This is a genomic window from Bacillus sp. FSL K6-1006 (assembly GCF_038593175.1).
GTDB classification, from domain to species: Bacteria; Bacillota; Bacilli; order Bacillales; family Bacillaceae; genus Bacillus; species Bacillus safensis.
On sequence record NZ_CP151970.1, the window covers coordinates 3064272 to 3087473 of the forward strand.

A 23202-nucleotide genomic window follows, 5' to 3' on the forward strand; every position below is an offset into this window, starting at 1 on the left:
TGGATTACCTTTTTAACAGCATACCCTTATTTTTGTTACTCAGAACATAAAAAAAAGCCTGAACAAAAGTCCATGCTTTTCAAAACATACACCTTGATCTCCGGATAGCCCTCCACGCTTTAAAGACGTGGCAGTCCTGCATTTATTCAATGCAGACCCAGCATAAAGAAAGTTGGAGCTCTCTTTACACTTCGGCGCTGATGCCTTTTTTCTCATGATCTACGATTCCATCTCTCCTATGAGTGACTCATCATCCGCGCAACCTCTACCTCACTGAGACATAGCGTGAGGATTTCTATTCATTTTTACTACACGAAGGTTATCAAACATTCTCACATCTGTCAAAGGGAAAAACATAGAAAAAAGGCAGAGAAGTGTTTCTCTGCCCCTGATTGTTGACAAAGGGCTAAAATAATCTTTATTTTAGTTCTTTGTCTTCCTTCTTTCAGCGTGATAGAAAACCTTTGCAGACCTGACACCGAATGCGAGGGTTTGTCCGCGCGCTGAGGCAGAGAACTGTTTCTCTGCCCTTTACCTGCTTATTGTTGGTTGTTTTTCTTCTTTTGTACAGCTTCCTGTAGCGGGTCGCCTGCTAGCTCTTTACTTGCTTCCTCTAACAGCTGATCTACCTGCTGATGGTCTTTCTCACTTTTCGCCTTTTTATCCTTTTGGAAAAATGACATCGCTGTTTCCTCCCTTTTCATAAAATGCGATTGCCTGTTTAATTTGTGCTACAGCGCTCAGACTTATTCAATGGAAGAGGCTCAATCATCATGAAAGGTCTGTCTCATTTTTTGCAAGTACGACAGAAAGGTTTTTAAATCTTCCTTTGTGAAGTCTGACATCATATGCTGAATCACTTTTCCGAAAAGACGTGTATGCTTTTCATAAATCGCCATCCCTTTTTCCGTGACTTCTAAACGAACAAGTGATGAATCGTCCTTGTCCCGTTCTCTCTGAATATAACCCTGCTCACATAATTTATTGAGCGCAATAGAGGCTGCACCAGGGTTTAAGGAGAGTCTTTGCTTCAGCTCTTCAGCATGTGATACTTTTCCTTGTATCAAAATAGAAAGAGCATATATCTGCGGGGGCGTGATGTCTTTCTCTAACTCAAGTAACTTGCGGTTTAATTTACGGCTGACTTCATAATGTACAAGAACAATTTCTTTTAAAATGTCTGCATTACCCATCCGAATCGCATCCTTATCGTTAGTATCAACATGACTTCCCCCTTATTATAGAATGTTTTTCCATTCAGCCAACCCTTTTGGCCTCTTTTTCTTTAGAAAATAAGCCTTGCTGAATGAATCCACCCTTGATATAGTGAGTACTTGAACTAAGATAGAACAGGAGTACGCATCATGACAGGAAAAACACACATCATGGGCGGAATTGCCGCCTCCACAGCCGTTGCCTACTATTATGGATTCGACCCAGTGACAATGGCTGCTGCTGGATCAGCGGGTGCCCTGATCCCTGACCTTTGCCATACAAAAAGTAAAATCGGCAGAAAATTCCCGCTGCTCTCGGCACTGATCAGCAGTGTGTTCGGTCATCGCACGTTTACACACAGTTTATTATTTTTGCTGATCATTTATTTTCTAGCGACCACATACATTCCAAATGACAGCCTAAGTACCGGTTTACTAGTCGGGATGGCAAGCCATCTCATCCTGGATGCAGGAACAGTGAACGGGATTAAATTTTTATTTCCAGCTTCCATTAAAGTGCGTCTTCCCTTCTATGTCAAAACAGGCAGCGCAGGAGAACAAGTCGTACTGGCTGCTCTTACCGTCGTTACCTGCTATTACATCGCTGTTATCTGCGGCATATCCATCCCATTCTAATGAATCAAAAAGAGATTTCCGAAAAACACAGGATATGAATTGATCATTCCTCATTTTTTTAGTAGGTTTAAGATAAGTGTTTTTGCCTTGCAGCTGAATACAGAATGGTGAGGAGCTACATAAATGAAAGCGTTTTTCAAAGATCACTGGTTTTTAGTGTACTCCATCCTCTTCATGTGGATGAAAACATACATCATTTATCAATTCGGATTTCACATACGAACAGCCAATCTGTTTCATGAATGGCTGCTTTTGATCAATCCACTTAGCTTTTTGCTCCCCTTGTTTGGGATTGCTCTTTTTTTAAATGAAACGAAGCAAAAGGTTTTTTTATTGACCGCAAATTTGATTTTGACGGCGATTCTCATATCGAATACGATTTTTTATGGATTTTATATTGATTTCATTACGATCCCTGTATTATTCCAAGCGAAAAACATGGGAGATATGGGCAGCAGTATGACGGAATTATTCCACCCGCTGTTCTTGCTGATGCTCATTGATTTCGTGGTGCTGGCTTGGCTGTTAAAGCGCAAACCTTTAGCGCCAAAAGCCTCCTTCAAGACGATCAAAACATATTATGCCGTGTGCTGCAGCTTTCTATTGTTTCATGTCAGTTCAGCCATGCTGGATCACCCTCGCTTTCTGACAAGCTCTTATGATCGAGAAGTGATTGTTCGAAACCTTGGGCTGTTCCAGTTCCACCTGTATGACGGCGCTGCCCAAACAGCGCGTATTGGACAAAAAGCCTTTGCAGATGAAGATACACTTTCAACCGTAGCAAACTACACAAAAGCTGATTACAGTGCACCAAACGAAGAGTATTTTGGACTTGCTAAAGGCAAGAACGTTGTGTTCATTTCACTCGAATCAACCCAGCAATTTGTCGTTGATCAAAAGGTGAATGGACAATACATCACCCCCTTTTTAAATCAACTCGCTAAAAAGAGTTTTTATTTTGATGAATTTTATCAGCAGACTGAGCAAGGAAAGACGTCGGATTCAGAGTTTATTGTCGCAAATTCCCTCTATCCATCTAGCAGCGGCGCTGTCTTTTTCACAGCTAGTGACAACGAATACGACACGTTATACAAGCAGTTGAAAAAAGAGAACTATCAATCCGTCCAATTTCATGCGAATAATAAAACGTTTTGGAATCGTGATGTGATGTATGAATCGTTTGGGATTGACCGCTTTTATGATGTCGATTCTTATCAAGTCAATGAACAGAATTCAACTGGCTGGGGCTTAAAGGATATCGACTTCTTTGACCAATCCATTGATTATTTAAAAAAGTTGAAGGCGCCTTATTACAGCACGTTCATTACCTTGACCAATCACTTTCCATTTGAAATTGATCCAAAGGATCAATTGATTGATGAATATGATTCGTCCAGCGCCATTTTAAACCGCTATGTGACGACCGTCCGCTATCAGGATGAAGCCATTAAGAACTTTTTTGACCGTATGAAAGAAGAAGGACTGTATGACAATACAATGTTTGTTCTCATGGGAGATCACTATGGCATCTCCGAGGCACATCATCAGGCAATGGCAGAGCTGCTCAAAAAAGATGAGATTACACCGTATGATGCTGTGAAATTGCAGCGTGTTCCCTTTTTGATTTACATTCCGGGAGTTACAGATCAAGCACCGCAGACAATCTCTGAAACAGCCGGGCAAATCGACGTGAAGCCGACACTCCTGCACTTACTCGGTATTGAAACGAAGGATGCCATTCAATTTGGCAATGATTTATTTTCAAACGAACGGACGCCTTTTGCTGTTTTGAGAAACGGGAACTTTATTACAGATGATTATCTCTATACAAAGAACACCTGCTATGATCAAAAAACAAAAGAACCTGTTGAACAGGATGAGGTGTGTCAGCCTTATATCGAAAAAGCCAATAAAGAGCTTTCCTTATCAGACAAAGTGATCAATGGGAATTTGCTCCGTTTTTATCAGCAATAAAAGCCGCCTTCTGGCGGCTTTTTCTTTTCTCTTTTTACTGAAAGCCTATGAATGGTCAAATAAGTTTGCTTATAATAAAGGATACAGATGATATTGAATAATAAGAGGTGTGAACATGAAGTATACGTTCTTCGCCTTCATCGCCATCTGTTTGCTCCTGAGCGGGTGTCAAACAGAGATGAAGTCATCGGATACAACAACCAAAAAAACAGAGCTTGTCATTTCAGCTGCGGCAAGTCTTCAGGATGCACTTAAAGAAATTGAATCTGCCTTTAACGATGAGCATCCGAATGTGACATTAACAAATAATTTCGGGTCATCCGGCGCATTGAAGCAGCAAATTGCGCAAGGGGCAAAGGCGGATCTCTTTTTCTCTGCAGCTGAAGCGCCCTTTGATGAGCTTGTGAAATCTGGAGACATCGATCAACATTTTATCAAGGATGCCATCCAAAATGAGCTTGTACTCATTGTGCCAAAAGATCACTCTTCCTCTATTAAAAGCTTTCAAGATATCGAGCACATAAAAGGAAAGGTTGCTCTTGGCACACCTGAATCCGTTCCTGCTGGTACATACGGCAAAGAGATTTTTACAAAACTGAACATCTGGGATCAAGTGAAAAAGAATACTGTGTACGGCAAGGATGTACGGCAGGTTTTAAGCTACGTAGAAACAGGAAATGTGGAAGCAGGTGTTGTGTATAAGACAGATGCCCTCGTTTCCAAAAAAGTAAAGATTGCGGCTGAAGCCAAACAGGACATGCATTCCCCGATCATTTACCCAGTAGGGATCGTAAAAGGGACAGAACATTTAGAGGAAGCCAAGTCCTTTTTTCAATTCCTTCAATCAAAAGCAGCCAAATCCATTTTTAAAAAGTACGGCTTTCAAGTGACATAATGCCCATGCTGACTGAAGAATTTCTATCTCCCATCTGGCTGTCCGTGCAAGTTGCCGTTGTGAGCGGGCTGCTGGCAACTGTTTTTGGTACAATGATTGGCTATTGGATGGCGCGAACATCATTTAAAGGGAAAATGATCGTAGAAACACTCCTGATGATGCCGCTTGTCCTCCCGCCAACGGTTGTAGGGTTCTTATTGCTCGTCATATTCGGAAGGCATAGCATGATCGGGGGCGCGATTGAATGGATCTTCCACCAGCCGGTCATTTTCACATGGTGGGCGGCGGTAATTGCATCAACGGTTGTGGCATTCCCGCTTATGTATCAATCAGCAAAAGCTGGATTTTCTACGATTGAGTCAGACATTGAAGGGGCTGCAAAAGTAGATGGTGCTCATTCATTCCAAGTCTTTGCCTATATTACAGTACCACTTGCCCTGCCTTCCCTCTTGTCAGGCAGCGTCCTCAGCTTTGCCAGAGCCCTTGGAGAATTTGGGGCGACCTTAATGTTTGCCGGCAACATCCCAGGAAAAACGCAAACTCTCCCAACCGCTATCTATGTAGCGATTGATTCTGGACGAATGGAGCTCGCTTGGGCCTGGACGATTTGTATTGTGATCTTATCTTTTATCATGCTCTTGGCTGTGCGCCGAAGCAGTACGTAAAAAATCCTCTTTCTCATATAAGAAAGAGGATTCTATTATTTATTCAAACCCAACCGTCATTGTCTCTGGATTTGAGCCGACGCGTTCGTTATTGTTTAATGCATCGATTTTTCCCATGTCTTCTTTGGAAAGCTCGAAGTCAAAGATGTCTGCATTTTGTTTAATGCGTTCTTCATTGATTGATTTAGGAATTGTCACAACACCGCTTTGTAGATCCCAGCGCAAGATGACTTGAGCAACAGATTTGTTGTAGCGTGCAGCAATGTCTTTCAATACGTCATGATCTAATAGCTTCCCTTGCATCAGCGGAGACCATGCCTCAATTTGAATGCCTTTTTCCTTTGCATATTGACGCAGTTCAACAAGTGTCAGTTTCGGATGAAATTCAACTTGGTTCACAGCTGGAACAACCTCAGCATCTTTTAACAGCTCTTCTAAATGCTGAATGTAGAAATTGCTGACTCCAATGGCTCTGACTCTCCCGTCTTTATAAAGCTTCTCAAGTGCGCGCCATGTGTCTTTAAATGTATCTGCATTTGGTCCAGGCCAATGAATCAAATAGAGGTCTAAGTAATCAAGACCTAATCGGTTTAAGCTTGCGTCAAACGCTTCAAGCGCTTTGTCATAGCCTTGATCTGTGTTCCATACTTTAGACGTAATAAATAAGTCTTCTCGTTTCACGCCAGATTCTTTAATCGCTTTTCCTACGCCTGTCTCATTTTTATAAACAGCTGCCGTATCAATGCTGCGATATCCGTTTCGTATGGCTGCTTTTACGGCATCTACCACTTGATTGCCGTCCTCCACTTTGAATACACCTAAACCAAACCAAGGCATTTCGACTCCGTTATTCAATGTTACGGTATCATTCAAGCTTTTGACCATTTTAACAACCACCTTTTTTATAGATTCCATCTCTTTCATTATCTCATGTAGTACTTCAAAACTCTATTATCAGGCGTTTCTCTTCGCTTCGATGGCTAAGAGCAGCGCACCTTTCATGCCAGCCTTGTCCTCAAGTCCAGGGGAGACAATGTATGTATCAAGCGGCGGCAGGTCCACATAATCATTGACATAAGCAGCCAGCTTCTCACGAATTAGTGGGAATAGCTGCTTTTGCTTCATGACGCCTCCGCCCATGATGATGCGCTCTGGGCTTAAAATGAGCGAGTACTGCATAAGCGCCTGCGCTAAATAATCCGCCTCAAGTGACCAAACCGCTTCTTCCTTCGTAAGCTCTTTGGCAGGTTTCCCCCACCTTTTCTCAATCGCTGGTCCAGCTGCCAGTCCTTCTAAACAATTTCCATGTGCCGGACAGATACCTGCAAACGAATCCGATTCATCCTGTCTGATAAGGATATGTCCCATCTCAGGATGTGAATGGCCATGTAGAAGCTCATTTTTCACAACAGCTCCCGCACCAATGCCTGTACCGACCGTGATATACAAACAGCTGCTTAGCCCTTTGGCTGCCCCCTTTGTTAATTCACCTAGTGCTGCGGCATTGACATCTGTTGTAAAGGATACTGGGACACCTAATTGCTTCTCAAGCTCAGGAATGAACGGATAATGCTTCCACTCCACTTTTGGCGTGTTCATGATATAACCGTATGAAGGATCATCCTTTTGAACACAAATGGGTCCAAAGGAGCCAACCCCTAATGCTGCAATGTCATGCTGCTCAAAAAATGGAATGAGTTTTTGTATTGTTTTCTCCGGGTGCTCTGTCGGAATCGTCATTTCCTCTAAGATGTCTCCATGCTCATTGCCGATTGCACAACAAAATTTTGTACCCCCAGCTTCAATTGCTCCATAATACGCCATCATTGATCCCCCCTGCTTGTTCTCTTTCTTCATCATAAAACATGGGGGAGAAGATGACAACATCACGTATTGGTGAGCAGAACAGCTTCCATGTCATTGATATACTCCCTTAAATGATGGGCAATATCACGATTGATCTCACCGTCTTCATATAAGGTTTGAATTTCATTTCGAATCGTCTGTACAGCTTGGAAGTTCAGCTCTTTTTTCTTCCGGTCAAATGAACGGTCTTTTTGCTGGAAGAAGCTTGGACCGTGTTCACAGCGGAAAATCACTTGATTGTAAAAACCAATGACTTGGTGGCACGTTTGTTGGTTTTCATCTGTCATATGATGTTTGATCGAATCTACTGCAGCTTCAGCGGTTTTCTTACGGATTTGTTTGTACGATTCCTCGTTTTCTAAAATGCCGCTTGAAATGTGCTGATTCGGCCGCCATAATTGCAGCCATTGAAGCAAGCGCAGAAACTTCACCTTTGAAAAGCGAATTTTGAAGGAGTTTGAATACAGCATTTCCAGCTCATGAAATCTTTCTTGCAGCTCATAGGCTTCTTCCTTGTCAATTTTCTCTTCCTCAATTAATTGTTGAAGTTTCATCTGTTCTGCTTTGATACCGTGCAGTCTGATTTTCCGCTCTTGTCTTCTCATCCCAAATTGGTATGGTTCACGCTGGATATTTCTCAGCTTCATTCTATAATCATTGATGAGTGAAAGAGACACTTCCCTGTTGTCCTCATTCATTCCTTCTTTTAAGGTTTTAATGGCACTTCTCAGCAGCTTTCGTTTTGCATGCTGAATCTTTGTATCCAAGTCCACGTCGACTTGCTTGTCTTTTTTCTCTGATAAAAGAGGCAGTAACACACTGGCTAAAATGAGCGTACATAAAATCACACCAGCTGCGAGGAAAATAATCAAGTGCCGCTCTGGAAATGGTGATCCGTCCGCAAGCGTAAATGGAATAGAGAAGGCACCGGCCAATGTCACAGCCCCGCGGACACCAGAGAATGTCATGAGCATCGAGGCGCGAAGCTTCGGCTTTTTCACATTTTGCTTTTTCGTTGCACTCCATTTTCCTGCCCAGAACAGCCATACCCATAAGAACCGCAGCACCATGAGACATAGTGTAATAATTAAGATGTAGCCAATCACCTGCATGTTGTTAAAGGCTTCATCCTGGAAAATAACTGTGGAAACATCCGGAATCTGCAGTCCAAGTATGACGAAAACAAGGCCGTTTAAAATAAATAAAATAATATTCCAGGTGTTTGATGAAGCAATTTGCAGCTTGGCTAAATTCGCTTCCATTCGGTCTTGCTCAATGGCATGTGTCACACCGCCAGCCACAACAGCTAAAATGCCGGATACACCGATTTCTTCCGCTACTAAATAAATCACAAATGGTGTAAGGATTTGCAGGATGATATGCATTGTGACATCGTCCATTCCTAAACGGCGGAGGAAATAGCGAAAACGAATGATAAAAAAGGATAGAATAAATCCAGTCAATAACCCGCCTGCTGCAATCAGTACAAAACTAAAGGATGCCTGAGCAATTGAAAAAGCTCCGGTCACCGTTGCAGCAATGGCAAATTTAAAGGCGACAAGTCCTGATGCATCGTTCATCAGCCCTTCGCCTTCCAGCAGTCTCATGATGCCCTTTGGCATATTCACACGGCTGGATAAAGCACTTACTGCCACCACATCTGTCGGTGATAAAATTGCTGCAAGCGCAAATGCGGCTGGAAGCGGTATGCTTGGAATCATCCAATGAATGGTATATCCCGCTACAATGACGGTCGCAAACACTAAACCAAGCGCTAAAAGAAGAATCGGTGCTCTTAATTTCCATAGCTCGTCCCTTGGGGTACGCTTCCCGTCATTAAATAACAGCGGCGCAATAAATAGAACGAAGAAGAGTTCAGGATTTAAAGAAATATGTAAACCTGAAGGAAAAGCTGCCACCAATATTCCTAAGCCCACTTGAATTAACGGAACGGGAATAAAGGGGACAAAACGATTGATAATATTAGATGCTGCAATGAGTGCCAGTAGTACGAGCACTGCCAAAAAAATCTCCACTAGTACATGTCCCTCCTATGTATATTTTTCGTCAAGTTTTGCTTACATGCAAAGATGTGTTCATTACATCCGTCCGCTCAGAAGTGCTTCTTTAGTATTCCGCAAAAAGTGAAACCAACACATAACAATCCATCTAGGCAAAAAAAGGCTGAATCCAGATATTCAGCCTGCTGACAAAATTTTCATCATATGTATTGTTCAAATGATGAACAAAAGACCCTGCTTTTATTTTACACGAAAACTCCATCATCTGCTGATATTCAGCTCTTATTAAACACAAAAAAAAAGAGCGGAATCGCCCTTTTTCGTTTTACCCTTTATTTAAAAAATAAGACCTGGCGGGAAGGCGCCATTTGAATAAGTAGGAACAAACCCTGCATACGACGAGGATGACAAACAGCAAATATAAAGCAAGCTCTCCTTGCGCTAAGCCGAGTCCAACGAATAAGCCGCCAAGGGCTGCCCATACGGCGTAAATCTCTGCTTTTAGCACAAGCGGCTTTCGCCCTGCTAATAAATCACGCACAATTCCGCCGCCGCTTCCAGTCAATATGGCTGCCACAATGACTGCACTGAGCGGGAGTTCTCTTTGCACAGCAAATAATGCGCCTTGAATCGCAAACGCTGCTAAACCGATCGCATCCGAGAAATTTCCCCATGTGCTCCAGTGCTTGAGCAAAAGCTTTGGAAAAAGAAACACAATCGTAATGGATACAAGGGCAATCGTAAACATTTTGCCCTGTGACCATAAAGCAGACACCGGAAGACCAATTAATAGATTCCGAATCGCTCCACCGCCAAATGCTGTCACAATCCCTAAAATGTACACACCAAGAATATCGTACTCTTCCTCCATTGCCACAATCGCACCACTAATAGCGAATGCGACAATGCCAATGATACTTAAGACTTCCCATGCCATTTTCCGCTTATCTCCTTACCTTTATCTGATCATCTAACACTACTCCCTTAATGTATATCTGACACAGGTGAAAAGCAATACAAATTTTCTTTAAATTTTATCTTTTTGCAAAAATAAAAAATAGCCCGCTTATAAGCAGGCTATCTCTTTCAATCTTCTTTTGCATTTAACAGCAGCATACTAATGATGATGAGAATAAATGCAATAAGGGCTAGCAGTGGAATGGTGATAAAACCAAACCAGTTCAAATAATCAACAGAACAAGGAATACCGCTCAGGCAAGGGCGGATCGATGCAAAGCCAGGTATCTTTTGTTCCATATAATGATAGATAGAAAAACAAGCGCCAATCACAGCCAGAGGCAGAACGTAATATTTCACTTTCACATCGCCTCTGAATGTCGCAATTCCAAGTAAAAGCACGAGCGGGTACATGAAAATGCGCTGAAACCAGCACATATCACATGGGATAAACTTCTTTACTTCACTTAAATACAGGCTGCTCATCGTCGCAACGATAGAAACGATCCAAGCACTGTATAAGTAAACAAGTTTATTCTTCATGATTTTTTCCCTTTGAGCTCTTGATCAATTAATTCTTTGATTTCATCATAGTCATAAAAGTTTTCGACTTGTTTATTGTTAATGAAAAGAGTTGGTGTTGCATTCACTTTATATTGGTTCACAAGCTGATCGTCTGTGTTCAGCTGCGGCTGATATGTTTTCTTTGATAGATGATCTTTAAGCTTGTCCGTATCTATTTTTGTTGTCTTTTTCGCTAGCTCTGTCAGCTTAGCAGGCGTGACCCATTCTGCTTCACTATCTGGCTGTGCTTGATAGACAGCTTCATGAAATGCCCAAAAGTTTTTCGGATCTTCTTTCCACACTTCTTCAGAAGCTAGTGCTGCCAGCACTGCGCCATCTCCATGAACAGGAAGTGGCAAGTTAATAAACGAAAATGATACATCGCCTTTATCTATGTAGTCCGCTTTCAGCTTTGGGAAAATGTCTGTTTCAAATGATTTACATGATGGACATTTATAATCCCCAAACTCGACAATTTGTACGGCTGCGTTTTTATCTCCCATGACAGGCTGTCCTTTAATAGAAGGCTTACTGTCAACCGTTTGTGCTTCTTTGCTGTTGTTATTTCCAATGACGACGAATAATCCGATGAGAAGAGCTGCGATAATGGTTAAAATGACAGCAAATTTAATGGATGATGATTGATTATTTTTTTTACTCACATAAGCACCTACCTTATCTTTTTCATTCCTTCAAAAGAAAAAGGATAATAGCTTAGAATAATGCCATTATCCAACTTCTTCTATTTTAACAAGAGGGGGTTCATTATGAAAGATGGTATTCATGAATTTTTCCTAACAATTTTATTTCATTACCCTCATGGCATTTAAAACAGCGAGTACAGTCACACCGACATCCGAGAAGACGGCTTCCCACATGGTCGCAATACCAAATGCTCCGAGTAATAGGAAAACCCCTTTAACTCCAAGAGCAAATGCAATGTTCTGCCATACAATTCTTCTTGTTCGTTTAGCGACAGCGATGGCTTCTGCTACTTTTGACGGCTGGTCTGTCATAATGACGATATCAGCCGCTTCTACCGCTGCATCTGAACCAAGTCCGCCCATCGCAATTCCTATGTCTGCTCTTGCTAATACCGGTGTATCATTAATGCCGTCCCCAACAAATAATAATTTTTCTTGAGGCGCTTTTTTCTGATCAATTTCTTCTAATTTCGTTACTTTATCCTGCGGTAATAATTCGGCATGTACTTCATCAATGCCAATTTGCTGGGCGACCGCTGTTCCAACTTGCTTGGCATCACCAGTCAGCATGACTGTTTGAATGCCAGATGCTTTTAGAGCTGAGACCGCTTCAATTGCATCATCCTTTAATTCATCTGCAATCAAGATCGATCCGGCAAACTCACCGTTAATGGCCATGTACACAACTGTTCCGCTTCGTTTTTCTTTTTCATACGAAATGCCTTCTCGTTCCATCAAGCGATGATTACCCGCTAACACTTGTGAACCACTGATGGTCGCTTTAATTCCATGTCCCGCAATATCCTCATAGGCTTCGATCTGGCTTTCATCAAGCGGCGAACCATATGCCGCTTTAATCGATTCAGCAATCGGATGTGAGGAGTGAGCTTCTGCTAAAGCTGCAAAAGAAAGCAGATCCTCTTCTGACCACTTGTCGCTCGTTGTCACGATATGGGTCACCGTAAAGTTCCCTTTTGTGAGTGTGCCCGTCTTATCAAATACAGCATAACTCACAGAGTTTAGTGCTTCTAAATAGTTACTGCCCTTTACTAAGATGCCTCGTTTAGAAGCTGCCCCAATTCCCCCGAAGAACCCTAATGGGATGGACACGACAAGCGCACAAGGACAAGAAATCACTAGGAAAACGAGTGCCCGGTAAACCCAGTCAGACAATTGTGCTGATGGAATGAGAAGCGGCGGCACAAAGGCAAGCAGCAATGCTAATACAACGACAGCCGGTGTATAGTATTTTGCAAACTTTGTGATAAAGTTTTCTGTCTGTGCTTTTCGGCTGCTCGCATTTTCAACCAAATCTAAAATTTTCGTCACGGCCGATTCACTTAGCCCTTTTTGCACTTCAATTTCAAGAATACCGTTTTGATTCACAAATCCTGCAAGAACTTCTTTCCCTGCTTCTACATCCCGCGGCACAGACTCACCTGTTAATGCAGAGGTATCCACAAGTGAAAATCCTTCAATGACAAGACCATCAAGTGGAATTTTTTCGCCCGGTTTTACGACGATACGGTCACCGACTTTTACTTCTTCCGGCTTCACTTTTTTTGTTTCATTTCCTACTTTGAGATTTGCATATTCAGGGCGAATATTCATTAATTCACTAATGGATCGTCTTGAACGATTCACTGCTGCCCCTTGGAACAGCTCTCCAATTTGGTAAAACAGCATCACTGCCAGTGCCTCTGGATATTGCTGAATCACAAAAGCGCCAGCTGTTGCAATGGTCATTAAGAAGTTCTCATCAAATACTTGGCCGCGCACGATATTTTTCAGCGCTTTAAAAACCACATCACCGCCGACTAGTAAATACGCTGCGAAAAACATGATAAATTTCAGTAAGCCATCTTCTGGTATAAAATAAGCTGCTGTTCCAATAACTGCACCGCCAATTAATTTCAGCACAATTGCTTTTAAATTCTTTGTCCCATGATCATGATCGTGGTGATGTCCCTCTTCTTTTGGTGATACACTCACATGAGGTTCGATGGACTGAACCGTTTTTTCAATACGCTTTGACATCGTTTCTTGCTTATCTGCATGTGTGACAGTCAATGTCCCTGTCGCAAAATTAACGGAACAAGCTTCAACGCCATCCATTTTGCTGACACCTGTTTCAATTTTACGTGCACAGTTTCCACAATCAAGACCGCTTAATACGTATTCATCCTTCATTTTTTTCATGTTCTCACCTTTTTTCTATATGATAAGTAACGTTCCCTGGATCGATGAAACCTATTAAAAATCAAAAACTTTATATATGAGCATATATTCATATATTAGATTACCTTTATTATATGAGGAGTTCTTGTCTTCTGTCAATCATTTCTGAAGAAATCATTGGTTTTTTGTGTCCAATTCTGTCACACGGATTTTCAATAAACCAAGCTCATGTCCCCCGCTCCCCGCATAACATAAAAACGATCATTTGCAGTTTTTCTCTTTACAAAAGAAGGACATAAGCTTAGAATAAAATAAAAGTTTCCCTAAGGAAACAAATTAGCGTTAGTGAATCATTTCATCCTTTAGTCAAAATTATTTAATGTATGCATATATCTTTAGGAAGTGCAATGATGATTGAAAGGGGCCGCAAGAGATGTCAAATGCTTTAACAATCGACCGTCTTCATGTCTCATATCACGGACAGGATGCATTAGAGAATGTCTCTCTTTCCATACAGGAAGGGACAATGACAGGAATCATCGGTCCAAATGGTGCTGGTAAATCGACGTTACTCAAGGCATGTTTGGATCTCATTGAAAAAGACCAAGGGGATATTCGTTTTTTTGAGCAGCCCTTTAAACAAGTCAGAAAACAGATCGCCTATGTACCGCAGAGAAATGATTTAGATTGGACGTTTCCGATTCATGTACTGGATACCGTACTACTTGGAACATATCCGAAGCTCGGACTAATCAAACGTCCAAAAAAAGAAGACCGGGCATATGCGTATCACTGTTTAGAAAAAGTCGGGATGCAGGACTTTGCCAAAAGACAAATCGGTGAGTTATCCGGCGGACAGCAGCAGCGTGTCTTCCTTGCAAGGGCACTTGCTCAAAACGCACAGCTCTTCTGTTTGGATGAACCATTTGTCGGGATTGATATGGCAAGTGAAGAAACGATGGTTCGCATTTTGAAGGAATTACGAGATGAAGGGAAAACCATTTTGGTTGTCCATCATGATTTGAGTAAGGCAGATGATTATTTCAGCCATCTTGTTCTGTTAAATAAAAAACTCATCAAAGCAGGGCCTGTACACGACATCCTTCGCCCAGAGATCATGCTGGAAGCATATGAAACACAGCTGCCATTCTTAAAATCAGCAGGAGGAGACGTGTAATGGAATTTTTAACCGGACTCTTTGAATATGCTTTTTTACAAAAAGCGCTATTTACATCCGTCATGGTAGGCATCATTTGCGGCGTTATCGGCTGCTTTATCATTTTACGCGGCATGGCCCTGATGGGAGACGCCATTTCACACGCCGTACTGCCAGGTGTCGCCATCTCTTATATGCTGGGAATTAACTTTTTCTTCGGGGCCGTTTTAACTGGGGTGTTAACAGCGATTGGGATCGGTTATGTGAGTCAAAACAGCCGCATAAAAAATGATTCTGCCATCGGCATTGTCTTCACAGCCTTTTTCTCAATCGGAATTATTTTGATCACATTTTTGAAAAGTTCAAGTGATCTATATCATATTCTATTTGGAAACGTTCTAGCTGTTCGATCATCTGATATGTGGATTACACTGGGAATCGGTATTTTTATTTTGCTAGCCGTCATAGTTTTCTACAAGGAACTGCTCATTAGTTCATTTGATCCGGTGATTTCTTCGGTTTACGGTTTGCCGAATCGTATGATTCATTATTTTCTCATGACCTTATTGACCCTTGTGACCGTTGCATCACTGCAAACCGTTGGGATTATTCTTGTTGTTGCCATGCTGATTACGCCGGCAGCCACCGCTTATCTCTTAACGGACCGGCTATGGATCATGATTTATTTATCTGCTTTTTTCGGTGCTGTTTCTGCTGTCGTAGGTCTAGGGCTTAGTTTTACGTATAACTTGTCATCAGGCGCTTCCATCGTGCTGGTCGCGACTATTTTATTCGGCAGTGCCTTTATCTTTTCACCAAAGCAAGGCATTCTATGGAGATCATTAAAATCTAAACGAAAACGAACGCACTTAAAAAAGGAAGCGTCTATGTAAAAGGAGGACATATATGAAGAAGGTATTTGCTATCCGTTTGACCGCAGTATTCATTGCCCTTATGATCATCGCAGGCTGTTCGACCCAGCAAAGTAATTCCGGTAAAGATGACGGCACATTAAAAGTTGTCACGACCTACTCCATTCTTTATGACATTGTGAAGGAAGTAGGCGGGCAGCATGTCTCTATTCACAGCATTGTTCCCATTGGTACAGATCCACACGAATTTGACCCGCTGCCAAAGGATGTTCAGTATACGACGGATGCAGACCTTGTTCTATATAATGGCTTGAACCTTGAAACAGGAAACGGCTGGTTTCAGAAGCTGCTTGAATCGAGCGGCAAGGACGGGGATGATGCACCTGTAGCCGAGCTGAGTAAAGGCGTCAAAGTGAAGCATTTGTCATCAAAAGGCCTTGAAAGCCAGCAGGATCCGCACGCATGGCTGAATGTCGAGAACGGGATCATTTATGCCCAAAATGCCCGAGATGCGCTCATTCAAGCAGACCCTGAACATAAAGAGGATTACGAAAAAAATGCAGAAGTCTACATCAAAAAGCTTCAAGCGCTTCACGATGAAGCAAAAGACAAGTTTGATCAGCTGCCAAAAGATAAAAAGCTCCTTGTCACAAGTGAAGGTGCATTCAAGTATTTTGCAGAGGCGTATGGATTGAAAGCCGGCTATATTTGGGAGATCAACACAGAAAGTGAAGGAACACCAGGACAAATGAAGCGCATTATTCATTTTGTCAAAGATCATCAAGTTCCTGCGCTCTTTCTTGAAACAAGTGTTGATAAACGCAGCCTTGAAAGCCTCTCTGAGGAAACCGGGGTTCCGATCAAAGGAAAAGTCTTCACTGACTCTATTGGAAAAGAAGGTGAAGATGGAGACAGCTACTATAAGATGATGAAATGGAATATCGACACCATTTACAAAGGGCTGTCATCATAAGAAAAGACAGGTGGAGTGAATCCGCCTGTCTTTTTTGTCAGCCTGTTATATTTTCTGGATGTTTTTTCGGCCAAATGACGTAGCTGATGCTAATGATGAAATCAATAGTTAAGATCATCCCCCATGTATTGACAAGCTGCATCAGTGCTTCCGTCCGCTCTGGTGCTTGGATAAGATAGGTTAATCCATATAACAGCCCCGCTCCAATAACATAAGAAATGAAATGCCGCGCCCAGCCGACCATTTCATACACAGACCGCTCTTTCCCGTACTTTGGTTTTCCCTTTGGCTTAGGACCTCCTGCAAATCGATAGGCAAACCTAGCATCTGCCCATTTCACCATTTGATGTCCGAAGGCAAGGCTCACACCAATATAAACAGCCGCAAGCCCGTGGATGACACTCGCCACAGCCCCTTGCCTTAAATCTATATAAGTTGCAGCAAGAAGGATTAAATCCAAAATCGGCGTACAGACAAGAAAGAAAGCACCCAACTTTTTCTGTTTAAACACATAACGCAGCGTTAAGCCCATTAGAATAAACAGCCAAAAACCAATTTCACATGCCACAATCAATAACCCGACCAATTTTTCCACATCCTTTTTAATACAATTGTATTAAATAAAAAATAACACAGATGTGTTAAAAAAACAATAGCTATGCTAAAATCAATGTATGCCAAAAATCGTCGATCACCATAAACAAAAACAAAAGGTCGCTCAAGCTGCAATGAGAGTGATTAAACAAGAGGGATTGGAAAGCGCTTCTGTACGAAAAATAGCAGTCGAAGCTGGAATTTCAGCCGGCTCTATGCGTCATTATTTTTCCACACAGCAAGAGTTATTTCTATTCTCTATGAATTTAATTCAAGAAAGAGTCAAGGAGCGGATTACAGGGCTTTCATTAAACGGTTCAACGGAGGAAAATGTCCTCACTTTATTGGAGCAGCTTCTTCCACTTGATGAAGAAAGAAAATTTGAAATGGAGGTGTGGCAGGCTTTTGCAGTCAAGGCGCTGACTGAACCAGATTTACAGCCGCTCAATGCAAAGATGTATGACGAGCTTTTCCAAACGGTCCAATATTGTTTAATGAAATTGAAAGAGGATGGGCTGCTGCTAAATGATATCGATCTTTTATTAGAAACCGAACGGCTTTATGCGGTCATCAATGGGCTTGCATTGAATGGAATCGTGCAGCCCGAACGTATACCGCCTCAGCTCATACGCTCCGTACTGCAGATGCACCTGCAATCCATCACAAAAAAAGACATGTCTCCTTAATTGGAGAGCATGTCTTTTTTTAATCTTCCATAAAAATACGTTTCGCTTCGTAGTAAAGCACCTGCACAAATTTCTTCACATTGATGCGGGTGTGTTCTTCTCTTCCGCTCATCTCTTTCGTCAATTCACTCATTTTCTTTCGTACGATGGTGAAATCGAAAAATTTAGATGCGTAATTTTCAAACGTTGGATGGGAAAAATCGGTAAGCCCAAGTGATGCGATGTGCTTTAATGATTGGTTGATCGCACGTCTTACCCGCTGTTCGGCTGCCTTTGCTTCTCTTGCGATGTCTGCCGATGTGTAGGGCTCACTTAACTTATCCTCCGTAATCCCAGTAAAAATGATCTTTAAAGAAGGAAAGGAATCATGATGATCAGCATGCAGCGCTAAATACTGGTCTGTAAACAGAATCATATCTAATAAATCTTTAGACCCCTTCTCACCAACAATACCAAGCTCCGCCAGCAAAAACTGACCTGCCTCTGCAAGACTTTTCCCCCGCTGCTTCGTTTTCGTCTGACCGCGCTGCTGAAATTGCATGACCGATTTGAGTGAGTGCTGAATATTTTCAATTGAATGCTCTAAATGAAGACGTTCAATCATCAGATGAAGGACACTTAAGACCTCTACACGATTGATCGGCTTTGTCACATAATATTCGACGCCAAGCGTATACGCCTGTCCGATTAATTCCTTTGTTTCAACCTGTGACAGCATTAAGTATTTCCCATGAAACTCATCCTTGATCGCTCGAATCGTTTCAAGCCCGTCCCTTTCCGGCATCAATAGATCAATACATAAGATATCAATGTGCAAATCATTTAAGTAGCTGGCGGTTAACTCTGCGCCATCCTCTGCTTCCCCGGCCACAATGCCAAGCTCTTCATCTTCAATGAGCTGAGCCAGTGAAGAACGAACGGCTTCATCATCATCAACTATAAAAAATCTCATCTCCCAATCCCCTCTTTTCTACTGACTTGATCTACTGGTATCGTTAATGTGAAAATCGTTTGTTTATTTGGGATACTCTTCATCTCAACACTTCCGCCAAGCTTCTCCGCTGTATCCTTTACATAGGCAAGCCCGATACCGCTAGATGGATTCCCAGCCTGGTCGTATTTCAAAGTGAAGCCCGGTTTAAAAATCACATGATGATTACGTTCTTTTATGCCAGGCCCGTTGTCGCTGATCTGAAAAATCACGTGGTTTTCTTTCTGTGAAATAGAAAGTGACACCTCTCCATCTACAGGAATGGCTTCAACAGCGTTGGATACGATGTTATTTAACAAAGATAGAATGGTATACACGTGATAGGCGGGATGCTTCCCATCTTCATCATAATGAAAGACGATGTTTTTTTTAAGAGATTCTGCGTAATTTTCATGAATGCGAATGACAAGCCCAGCGATATGAGAAGGACTCTCATAAGCCTGGAAGTTTTCTTCATGAATCAGCTTTGATAAGGCAGAAAAAATCCGCTGGTTATCCTTTTTGATTTCATGCACCTCTCCTGCAATTTGCAAGGCGGTTTTACCGAGCTTTTTCAAATCCAATGATTCCGCATCCTTTGCGTGGTGAAGGGATTGATACAATTGATAGGATGTAGCCGTAATGTGCTCGGCATGTGCGAGTGTTTTATGAAAATATGTAGATTCCGTGTAAAGGTTGGACAGGAGCATCAGCAAATGTTCCTTTTCCTTTTTCATCTGACGCTCTCTCGCCTGCTCTTCATATAAGCGAATCATTGTATAACAAGCCAACACGAAAAAGCTTCTGAAAATCGCTAAAACAAATAATTGAAACAGCGTCCGCACCGTTAACATTTCATCCATCGTGCCTCGAAGTGCGATGATCTCAACAACGCTTGCGCACAGCTCCATGACGATGCCTGTTGCGCCAATCAGCCATGGCTGATCGCGGAAACGTCTGACCTTCAATAAATAAAAGAGTGTGCCATAGACAACATAATAAAGCAGGGAAGGAAATCTTAATGAAACTGCCTCTTCAAGCGGAAGATGCCCTGTCACAGCTGTATCAAGCAGCACGCGAAACGCAAAAACAGATATCCCAGCGATGATGCCGCTTGCCCATGCCGGAAATCTTTTCATTTGAAGCAGGATAAAGAAAAAGACAACGGTTCCAAAGCTGACCCGAAAGCTGTCCTCAAATGGATAAAATTTAAACTCTCCGCCAATCGGCGTCAGTACAATGAGCAGCACAATTAAATAAGGCTCTGTATTCAGCCATTTTTTCAGTAGATTCAAACGCAGTCACATCCCTAATAATTGACGATAGTATACTATGTGAGCTAAAGAAAAACAAACCTCCATGAAAAAGCGCACACCGGAACTTTGCCGGTGTGCGCTTCTCATGATGCCGCTTAATCTTCTAAACGATCCTTTTCTAAAAGTGATGCACCAGCAATACCTGGTTTTGTCATTTCAAAAGGATTTAAGATGACATCAAGCTCTTCCTCTGTTAACACATCATTTTGCAGACAAAGCTCACGTACAGATGCACCTGTAAGGATGGCTTCTCTTGCAATTCGTGCAGCCGCTTCATAACCAATGTGCGGGTTCACCGCCGTCATGACACCGGCACTCTTTTCTACATATTCTTTTAATCTAGATTCATCTGCTTTTAGGTCACGCAAGCAGTTGTCCACGAAGGACTCGAATACATTTTTCATCATGCTGAGAGATTGAAGCAGGTTGAACACTAACACTGGTTCCATAACGTTTAGTTCAAGCTGGCCAGCCTCTGATGCAAGACAGATTGTGTGATCGTTCCCAATAACTTGGAATGCCACTTGGTTCATGACCTCAGGCATAACTGGGTTGACTTTTCCTGGCATGATGGATGAACCTGGCTGTCTCGGCGGCAGGTGCAGCTCACCAAAGCCCGCTCTTGGACCTGAAGCCATTAGACGAATATCGTTCGCCATTTTGGACATGTTCATCATACATACTTTAAGCGCAGCCGATACTTCTGTATAAGCATCCGTATTTTGCGTTGCATCGACTAAGTCTTCAGCACCAACTAACGGTAATCCGCTAATGTCAGATAGGTAGCCAACCACTTGGCGAATATACTTAGGATCTGCATTCAATCCAGTTCCGACTGCTGTTGCACCCATATTGACTTCATATAAATGCTGTCTAGACTGCTTGATACGTTTAATATCACGAGCAAGAACTTTTGCATAAGCACTAAACTCTTGTCCAAGTCTGATTGGAACAGCGTCCTGAAGATGCGTGCGTCCCATTTTGATGACATGATCGAATTCCTGCGCTTTTTCGGTCATGACTTGATGCATGTTTTCCATCGTATAAAGTAGTTTTTCAATCATATTCAATGTTGAAATATGAATCGCTGTTGGGAAAACGTCGTTTGTTGACTGCGACATGTTCACATGCGTGTTTGGACTTAGCTCAGTATAAGCGCCTTTTTCTTTTCCTAGTAGTTCAAGCGCTCTGTTTGCAATGACTTCATTGGCATTCATATTCATTGAAGTGCCAGCCCCGCCTTGAATTGGATCGACAATAAATTGATTGTTCCATTTTCCTTCGATGACCTCATCTGCGGCTTGAACAATTTTTTCTCCAAGACCAGAATATAGTCGCTGTGTATCCATATTTGCAAGTGCGGCTGCCTTTTTGACAATCCCTAATGCTTTGATGAGTTCCTCATGAATACGGTAGCCTGTAATTGGAAAGTTCTCCACTGCACGTAATGTTTGAATTCCATAATATGCTTGAGTGTCTACTTCCTTTTCACCTAGAAAGTCTCGTTCGATTCGAACTTGCTTGTCCTGTAGCTTCGTCATTTGAAAAGATCTCCTTTTTTACGCTGCTTTTGTTTGTTGTTTTAATTCCTCAATATACTTCTTCGATTTCTCTTGATCAAATACTTTTTCCCACTTAGACATGACAATGGCTGCAAGTGAGTTACCAAATACGTTCACTGTTGTACGAACCATGTCAAGAAGTCGGTCGATCCCAACGATGAAGGCAAGTCCTTCAAGCGGCAGTCCCATGGCACCAAGAGTTGTGATGACAACAACGATCGATGCACCTGGTACACCAGCCATTCCTTTAGATGTCAGCATTAAAATTAATAGTAACGTAATTTGCTCATAGATGGAAAGCGGCATGCCGTACATTTGCGCAACAAATATCGCAGCAATGGATTGATAGATGGCACTTCCATCTAAGTTAAAGGTGTAGCCTGTTGGAATAACGAACGACGTGATCGCTTTCGGGCAGCCGAACTTCTCCATTTTGTCCATTAATCTAGGCAGTACAGCTTCTGAACTTGCTGTTGAGAATGCAAGAATGATTTCTTCTTTTAATACTTTAAATAGTGTAAAGACGCTTGTTCCAGCCATTTTCGCAATAATGCCAAGTACAACAATGACGAAGAATGCCATTGTACCGTAAACGACAAGTACCAGTTTGCCTAGCGGGAGAAGCGCTCCGACCCCGAATTTGATCACCGTCACACTGATGAGCGCGAATACACCAAATGGTGCAAACTTCATCACTTTATTGGTTACCCAGAACATGGCTTCGAGTATACCCTCAAAGAATCCTAATACTGGTTTTCCTTTGTCTCCAACTGCGGCAATTCCTAATCCGAATAAGACTGTAAAGAAGATGGTTGGTAATAGATCACCTTCTGCAATGGATTGGAAAACGTTTGTCGGTACAAGATGCACCAACGTTTCTGAGAAAGTCGCTTTTTCAGAAGAAGCCTTAGATGTCTCTTCATATTTAGAGATATCGCCTTTCTCCATGTTGCTCATATCAATTCCTGTACCAGGATGGAACAAGTTTGCTGCAAGCAGTCCAACTGCTAATGCAATCGTTGTCACAATCTCGAAGTAAAGAATGGTTTTTCCGCCGAGTCTTCCGATCGTTTTCATATCTCCAACACCTGCAACTGCTACAATCAATGCAGCAATAACAATTGGAAGAACGATCATTTTAATTAAATGGATGAATATATCGCCAATCGGCGTTAACACATTAATAACGGTTTCATTTTGATAAAACAGCGCTCCCACGACAACACCCAGAACAAGTGCAATGAGTATTTGAGAAGCTAACCCTAACTTTTTCATACGTGAACCCCCTTTTATTGATAACGCTTTCTTTGTTGCTTAATCGCATCTTAACGACGAACCTACAAAAAACGACAAAAAAGAACAAAAAGAAGTGAATTTTTTATGAAAAATCTTTAAAAAG

22 protein-coding genes and 1 riboswitch are annotated in these 23202 nt (G+C 42.1%); of the genes, 8 read left to right on the forward strand and 14 right to left on the reverse strand.

The features are described 5' to 3' along the window. Positions 1 to 97 precede the first annotated feature (97 nt). A riboswitch (Lysine riboswitch) is annotated at positions 98 to 276 on the reverse strand. A 263-nt stretch (positions 277 to 539) separates the two neighbouring features. Both sspJ and NSS65_RS16040 read right to left on the reverse strand, forming a co-directional pair. Then, positions 540 to 683 carry a small acid-soluble spore protein SspJ gene (gene sspJ / locus NSS65_RS16035; protein WP_034280900.1) on the reverse strand — a complete coding sequence of 48 codons (144 nt, stop codon included), beginning with the start codon at positions 681 to 683 and terminating at the stop codon, positions 540 to 542. 81 nt (positions 684 to 764) lie between these two features. Then, the gene (locus tag NSS65_RS16040; RefSeq protein WP_034280901.1) at positions 765 to 1193 is read right to left on the reverse strand and encodes a MarR family transcriptional regulator; all 429 of its coding nucleotides are present in this window, start codon (positions 1191 to 1193) and stop codon (positions 765 to 767) included. 171 nt (positions 1194 to 1364) lie between these two features. Between NSS65_RS16040 and NSS65_RS16045 the strand changes: the two genes are divergently transcribed. The 4 genes from NSS65_RS16045 (at position 1365) to modB (ending at position 5384) form a co-directional block, all read left to right on the forward strand. Continuing rightward, on the forward strand, positions 1365 to 1850 hold the full coding sequence (locus tag NSS65_RS16045; protein WP_065215168.1) for a metal-dependent hydrolase: 486 nt from the start codon (positions 1365 to 1367) through the stop codon (positions 1848 to 1850). Positions 1851 to 1973: 123 nt separating this feature from the next. Then, positions 1974 to 3824, forward strand: a complete 1851-nt coding sequence (locus tag NSS65_RS16050) for an LTA synthase family protein (RefSeq protein WP_098677561.1) — start codon at positions 1974 to 1976, stop codon at positions 3822 to 3824. Positions 3825 to 3939: 115 nt separating this feature from the next. After that, entirely contained in the window at positions 3940 to 4719 is a 780-nt protein-coding gene (modA, locus tag NSS65_RS16055; RefSeq protein ID WP_326135286.1) for a molybdate ABC transporter substrate-binding protein, read from the forward strand. Beyond that, the gene (gene modB, locus NSS65_RS16060) at positions 4719 to 5384 is read left to right on the forward strand and encodes a molybdate ABC transporter permease subunit (protein WP_034280906.1); all 666 of its coding nucleotides are present in this window, start codon (positions 4719 to 4721) and stop codon (positions 5382 to 5384) included. Before modA ends, modB begins: the two co-directional genes overlap by 1 nt. Before the next feature lie 39 nt (positions 5385 to 5423). Here modB and NSS65_RS16065 read toward each other — a convergent pair whose 3' ends face one another. From NSS65_RS16065 to NSS65_RS16095, 7 genes are all read right to left on the reverse strand, one after another. Then, a complete protein-coding gene (locus NSS65_RS16065; RefSeq protein WP_034280907.1) occupies positions 5424 to 6269 on the reverse strand; it encodes an aldo/keto reductase in 846 nt (281 codons plus the stop codon). A gap of 69 nt (positions 6270 to 6338) precedes the next feature. Continuing rightward, positions 6339 to 7208 (reverse strand): ROK family protein, encoded by an 870-nt coding sequence (locus tag NSS65_RS16070; RefSeq protein WP_326135285.1) that lies wholly within the window; start codon positions 7206 to 7208, stop codon positions 6339 to 6341. Between the two features lie 62 nt (positions 7209 to 7270). Then, the gene (locus NSS65_RS16075) at positions 7271 to 9286 is read right to left on the reverse strand and encodes a Na+/H+ antiporter (protein WP_326135284.1); all 2016 of its coding nucleotides are present in this window, start codon (positions 9284 to 9286) and stop codon (positions 7271 to 7273) included. Between the two features lie 310 nt (positions 9287 to 9596). Beyond that, positions 9597 to 10208, reverse strand: a complete 612-nt coding sequence (locus NSS65_RS16080; protein WP_024423463.1) for a trimeric intracellular cation channel family protein — start codon at positions 10206 to 10208, stop codon at positions 9597 to 9599. A 149-nt stretch (positions 10209 to 10357) separates the two neighbouring features. Next, the gene (locus NSS65_RS16085) at positions 10358 to 10771 is read right to left on the reverse strand and encodes a disulfide oxidoreductase (RefSeq protein ID WP_024423464.1); all 414 of its coding nucleotides are present in this window, start codon (positions 10769 to 10771) and stop codon (positions 10358 to 10360) included. Then, positions 10768 to 11454: a DsbA family protein gene (locus NSS65_RS16090; protein WP_034280910.1), complete on the reverse strand. Its 687-nt coding sequence runs from the start codon at positions 11452 to 11454 to the stop codon at positions 10768 to 10770. Before NSS65_RS16090 ends, NSS65_RS16085 begins: the two co-directional genes overlap by 4 nt. Positions 11455 to 11595: 141 nt before the next feature. Beyond that, the gene (locus NSS65_RS16095; RefSeq protein ID WP_326135283.1) at positions 11596 to 13695 is read right to left on the reverse strand and encodes a heavy metal translocating P-type ATPase; all 2100 of its coding nucleotides are present in this window, start codon (positions 13693 to 13695) and stop codon (positions 11596 to 11598) included. 412 nt (positions 13696 to 14107) lie between these two features. On the opposite strand from NSS65_RS16095, the gene NSS65_RS16100 reads away from it, so the two are divergent. The 3 genes from NSS65_RS16100 to NSS65_RS16110 are packed head-to-tail and all read left to right on the forward strand — an operon-like array spanning position 14108 to position 16675. After that, on the forward strand, positions 14108 to 14851 hold the full coding sequence (locus NSS65_RS16100) for a metal ABC transporter ATP-binding protein (protein ID WP_024423467.1): 744 nt from the start codon (positions 14108 to 14110) through the stop codon (positions 14849 to 14851). After that, entirely contained in the window at positions 14851 to 15723 is an 873-nt protein-coding gene (locus NSS65_RS16105) for a metal ABC transporter permease (RefSeq protein WP_024423468.1), read from the forward strand. The genes NSS65_RS16100 and NSS65_RS16105 overlap by 1 nt, the downstream gene beginning before the upstream one ends. Before the next feature lie 13 nt (positions 15724 to 15736). After that, positions 15737 to 16675 (forward strand): metal ABC transporter substrate-binding protein, encoded by a 939-nt coding sequence (locus NSS65_RS16110; RefSeq protein ID WP_041115667.1) that lies wholly within the window; start codon positions 15737 to 15739, stop codon positions 16673 to 16675. Between the two features lie 37 nt (positions 16676 to 16712). On the opposite strand, the gene NSS65_RS16115 is transcribed toward NSS65_RS16110, so the two are convergent. After that, positions 16713 to 17261 carry a hypothetical protein gene (locus NSS65_RS16115; RefSeq protein ID WP_034280914.1) on the reverse strand — a complete coding sequence of 183 codons (549 nt, stop codon included), beginning with the start codon at positions 17259 to 17261 and terminating at the stop codon, positions 16713 to 16715. An 88-nt stretch (positions 17262 to 17349) separates the two neighbouring features. On the opposite strand from NSS65_RS16115, the gene NSS65_RS16120 reads away from it, so the two are divergent. After that, positions 17350 to 17955, forward strand: a complete 606-nt coding sequence (locus tag NSS65_RS16120) for a TetR/AcrR family transcriptional regulator (RefSeq protein ID WP_034280915.1) — start codon at positions 17350 to 17352, stop codon at positions 17953 to 17955. Positions 17956 to 17974: 19 nt separating this feature from the next. Here the strand turns inward: NSS65_RS16120 and NSS65_RS16125 are convergent, their stop codons facing one another. The 4 genes from NSS65_RS16125 to NSS65_RS16140 form a co-directional block, all read right to left on the reverse strand. Next, on the reverse strand, positions 17975 to 18907 hold the full coding sequence (locus NSS65_RS16125) for a response regulator (RefSeq protein ID WP_034280916.1): 933 nt from the start codon (positions 18905 to 18907) through the stop codon (positions 17975 to 17977). Then, entirely contained in the window at positions 18904 to 20220 is a 1317-nt protein-coding gene (locus tag NSS65_RS16130; RefSeq protein ID WP_034280917.1) for a sensor histidine kinase, read from the reverse strand. The genes NSS65_RS16125 and NSS65_RS16130 overlap by 4 nt, the downstream gene beginning before the upstream one ends. Positions 20221 to 20336: 116 nt before the next feature. After that, entirely contained in the window at positions 20337 to 21782 is a 1446-nt protein-coding gene (gene aspA, locus NSS65_RS16135) for an aspartate ammonia-lyase (RefSeq protein WP_024426050.1), read from the reverse strand. Between the two features lie 18 nt (positions 21783 to 21800). Further along, the gene (locus NSS65_RS16140; RefSeq protein ID WP_024426051.1) at positions 21801 to 23078 is read right to left on the reverse strand and encodes a cation:dicarboxylase symporter family transporter; all 1278 of its coding nucleotides are present in this window, start codon (positions 23076 to 23078) and stop codon (positions 21801 to 21803) included. Positions 23079 to 23202: the final 124 nt, after the last annotated feature.

Coding starts and splice junctions, on each gene's coding strand:
- sspJ (WP_034280900.1), bottom strand. CDS start 683: ATGTCATTTTTCCAAAAGGATAAAAAGGCGAAAAGTGAGAAAGACCAT.
- NSS65_RS16040 (WP_034280901.1), bottom strand. CDS start 1,193: ATGGGTAATGCAGACATTTTAAAAGAAATTGTTCTTGTACATTATGAA.
- NSS65_RS16045 (WP_065215168.1), top strand. CDS start 1,365: ATGACAGGAAAAACACACATCATGGGCGGAATTGCCGCCTCCACAGCC.
- NSS65_RS16050 (WP_098677561.1), top strand. CDS start 1,974: ATGAAAGCGTTTTTCAAAGATCACTGGTTTTTAGTGTACTCCATCCTC.
- modA (WP_326135286.1), top strand. CDS start 3,940: ATGAAGTATACGTTCTTCGCCTTCATCGCCATCTGTTTGCTCCTGAGC.
- modB (WP_034280906.1), top strand. CDS start 4,719: ATGCCCATGCTGACTGAAGAATTTCTATCTCCCATCTGGCTGTCCGTG.
- NSS65_RS16065 (WP_034280907.1), bottom strand. CDS start 6,269: ATGGTCAAAAGCTTGAATGATACCGTAACATTGAATAACGGAGTCGAA.
- NSS65_RS16070 (WP_326135285.1), bottom strand. CDS start 7,208: ATGGCGTATTATGGAGCAATTGAAGCTGGGGGTACAAAATTTTGTTGT.
- NSS65_RS16080 (WP_024423463.1), bottom strand. CDS start 10,208: ATGGCATGGGAAGTCTTAAGTATCATTGGCATTGTCGCATTCGCTATT.
- NSS65_RS16085 (WP_024423464.1), bottom strand. CDS start 10,771: ATGAAGAATAAACTTGTTTACTTATACAGTGCTTGGATCGTTTCTATC.
- NSS65_RS16095 (WP_326135283.1), bottom strand. CDS start 13,695: ATGAAAAAAATGAAGGATGAATACGTATTAAGCGGTCTTGATTGTGGA.
- NSS65_RS16100 (WP_024423467.1), top strand. CDS start 14,108: ATGTCAAATGCTTTAACAATCGACCGTCTTCATGTCTCATATCACGGA.
- NSS65_RS16105 (WP_024423468.1), top strand. CDS start 14,851: ATGGAATTTTTAACCGGACTCTTTGAATATGCTTTTTTACAAAAAGCG.
- NSS65_RS16110 (WP_041115667.1), top strand. CDS start 15,737: ATGAAGAAGGTATTTGCTATCCGTTTGACCGCAGTATTCATTGCCCTT.
- NSS65_RS16120 (WP_034280915.1), top strand. CDS start 17,350: ATGCCAAAAATCGTCGATCACCATAAACAAAAACAAAAGGTCGCTCAA.
- NSS65_RS16125 (WP_034280916.1), bottom strand. CDS start 18,907: ATGAGATTTTTTATAGTTGATGATGATGAAGCCGTTCGTTCTTCACTG.
- aspA (WP_024426050.1), bottom strand. CDS start 21,782: ATGACGAAGCTACAGGACAAGCAAGTTCGAATCGAACGAGACTTTCTA.
- NSS65_RS16140 (WP_024426051.1), bottom strand. CDS start 23,078: ATGAAAAAGTTAGGGTTAGCTTCTCAAATACTCATTGCACTTGTTCTG.